Raw genomic sequence first — 2,808 nt, forward strand, 5'->3', positions numbered from 1 at the left:
CGCGATTGGGGTAGCCGGACATCGGTGCGTTCATGCCTTCGGCGTAAAAGTAGGTGGTGTTGTCCACCGGGTTGACCACGAACACTGCGTTGTCATCCCGGGACACCGCCAGGCTCGATGCCAGTGGAACCGGAGGTGTAAATCACATAGGCGAGGTTTTCGGCGACCGCGAGGTTGTTCAGGTCGGTGCCCGGCAGATCCTTCAGCCAATCGGCCTCGGCGTGCAGGCACAAGGTGCGCACGGTGTCCGGGGTCGGCAATTGTTCCAGCAGATGCGCCTGGGTCAGCAGCAGTGAAATGCCGCTGTCGTCGATCATGTAGCTCAGGCGATCCAGCGGGTATTCCGGGTCGAGCGGCACATAAGCGCCGCCAGCCTTGAGAATCGCCAGCAGGCCGACGACCATTTCGAACGAGCGGTCGCAGGCGATCCCCACCAGCACTTCCGGGCCGACGCCCTGGGCGCGCAAGTGATGAGCCAGACGGTTAGCACGCAGGTTCAGCTCGGCGTACGTCAGTTGTTGCCCCTGGAACACCAGCGCCGTCGCATCGCCGTGTTCAGCCACGCGTTCTTCGAAATGACGCTGCACACAGACTTCGCCCGGGTAGCTTCTGGCGGTGTCATTAAGGTCGTCGAGCATGCGCAAACGCTCGTCGTCTTCCAGCAAGGGCAGCTCCGCGAGCGGGCATTGCGGGTTTGCCAACAGGCCGGCCAGGAGGTTTTTCCAATGCCGCGCCAGATGCTGGATGCGCTCGGCGTCGAACAAATCCGTGGCGTAGGTCAGGCTGGCAAACAGCTGGTCGCCCTCCTCCTGTGTGTCCAGTTGCAGGTCGAACTGGGTGGTGTGCGCCGTCGCGTTCAGCGCCTCGACTCGCAGCCCGGCGAGCAGGCCACTGACGGCCGCCGGCTTCGCCTGCTGATGGTTGAACATCACCTGGAACAGCGGGCTGTGGCTCAGGCTGCGGTCACCTTGCAGCGCCTGAACAAGACGTTCGAACGGAACGTCCTGATAGCCCTGGGCGTCCAGCGATGCGGCGCGGGTCTGGTCGAGCAGCTGGCTGAACGGCAGGCGCCCGTCCAGTTCGGCGCGCATCACCTGGGTGTTGACGAAAAAGCCGATCAAACCACGGGTTTCCGCACGATGACGGTTGGCAATCGGTACGCCGATGCGCAGATCGGACTGGCCGCTGTAGCGATAGAGCAGTGCCTGAAAACTCGCGAGCAACAGCATGAACGGTGTGACGCCGCGCTGCTTGGCCAAGGCCATCAGCCCACTGGCCAAGGTCGCATCGAGGGCGAAATCCAGACGCGCACCGCGCTGGCTCGGTTGTGCCGGGCGCGCACGGTCGGTGGGCAATTCGAGCAGCGGTTGTTCGCTGCCCAGGGTGTCACGCCACCAGTTGAGCTGTCGCTCCAGCTCGCCGGCTTCCATCCAGCGGCGTTGCCACAGGGCGTAGTCCGAGTACTGGATCGGCAACGGGTCCAAGGCAGCGCTCTGCCCTTGGCAATGGGCGGCGTAGAGTCGGGAAAACTCTTCGATCAGCACGCCCATCGACCAGCCATCCGTGACGATGTGATGCAGGGTCAGCAACAGCACATGGTCCTGGTCATCGAGTTGCAACAGGCTGACGCGCAGCAGTGGACCCTGCTGCAGATCGAACGGCCGGGCGATGTCCTGCTCGACGCGGTTCATGGCGCTGGCGAGGCGTTGCTCCTCGGGTTCACGGCGCAAGTCGATCATTTCGATGAGCAGCGAGGTGAATTCAGCCAGGGTCTGCATGACCTGCCCGTCGTCCTCGACGAAGCGGCTGCGCAGGCTCCGATGCCGCTCCAGCAGCACGTCGAAACTGTGCTGCAACGCTTCAACATTCAGCGGCCCGTGCAAACGCAACGCCGCGGGAATGTTGTAGGCCGAACCCTGTGGATCAAGCTGCCAGAGGAACCATTGGCGTTGCTGGGCATAGGACAGTTCGAAGCTTTCCTGCAGCTCGACGGCTGGCGGAATCGGCAGCTGACCGAAGCTCACGCCCTGCTCTTGCATGCGTGTCAGAAACTCGCGGCGCTTGTCGGCAGGCAGGCCGGCGAAGCGGCTGGCGATACGCTGGGCAGTGGTGTGTTCCATCAGTTGATCTCCATCTCGTCGAGAAGCGACTCAAGCGCATTCAGACGTGCATCGTTGTCAGTCGGGGCGTGTTGCCCGGCCATGGCGGCGTAAGCCTGAAGGTCGGCGGATTCGAACAGCGCACGCAGCGGCAGCTCGATACCCAGTTCCAGTTCCACGCGGGCACTGGCCTGGGCGGCGAGCAGCGAATGCCCGCCCAATTCGAAGAAGTTGTCGCGGCGGCCAATCTGCGCCACACCGAGCACGCTGGCCCAGATGCCGGCGAGGTGCCGTTCAAGATCGCCTTCCGGGGCTTCGAACGGTCGTTGCCAGTCTTGCGCGTCCGGCACTGGCAAGGCTTTGCGGTCGAGCTTGCCGTTGCCGGTCAGCGGCAAGGCATCAAGCAGCAGCCAGTGGCTCGGCACCATGTACTCCGGCAGATCAACCTTGAGCGCGGCGCGCAGGTGGTCACGCCAGGCAATCGGATCGTGGGGCGTCTGCTCGGCCACGACGTAGGCGCAGAGCTGCGGCCCGCCTTCGCTCGGGTGAACGCTCAGCACCGCCTGACGCACACCCGGTTGGGCCAGCAGCGCCGCTTCGATCTCGCCAAGTTCGATGCGGAATCCGCGAATCTTCACTTGCTGGTCGATGCGCCCCAGGTAATCGATGCTGCCGTCGGCACGCTGACGCGCCAGGTCGCCGCTGCGGT

General features: G+C 64.0%; 1 protein-coding gene and 1 pseudogene. Both read right to left on the reverse strand.

What is annotated here, in order from left to right:
• Nucleotides 1-104 precede the first annotated feature (104 nt).
• Nucleotides 105-2,120, reverse strand: a pseudogene (locus GBC55_RS29560) (condensation domain-containing protein); the annotation flags it as partial.
• Nucleotides 2,120-2,808, reverse strand: a 689-nt coding sequence (locus tag GBC55_RS29565; RefSeq protein WP_247267070.1) for a phosphopantetheine-binding protein, incomplete at its 5' end; no start/stop codon positions are given. The gene GBC55_RS29565 and the pseudogene GBC55_RS29560, both read right to left, overlap by 1 nt.

It is taken from the genome of Pseudomonas sp. TNT3 (assembly GCF_010095445.2).
In the GTDB taxonomy this organism is placed as follows: Bacteria; Pseudomonadota; Gammaproteobacteria; order Pseudomonadales; family Pseudomonadaceae; genus Aquipseudomonas.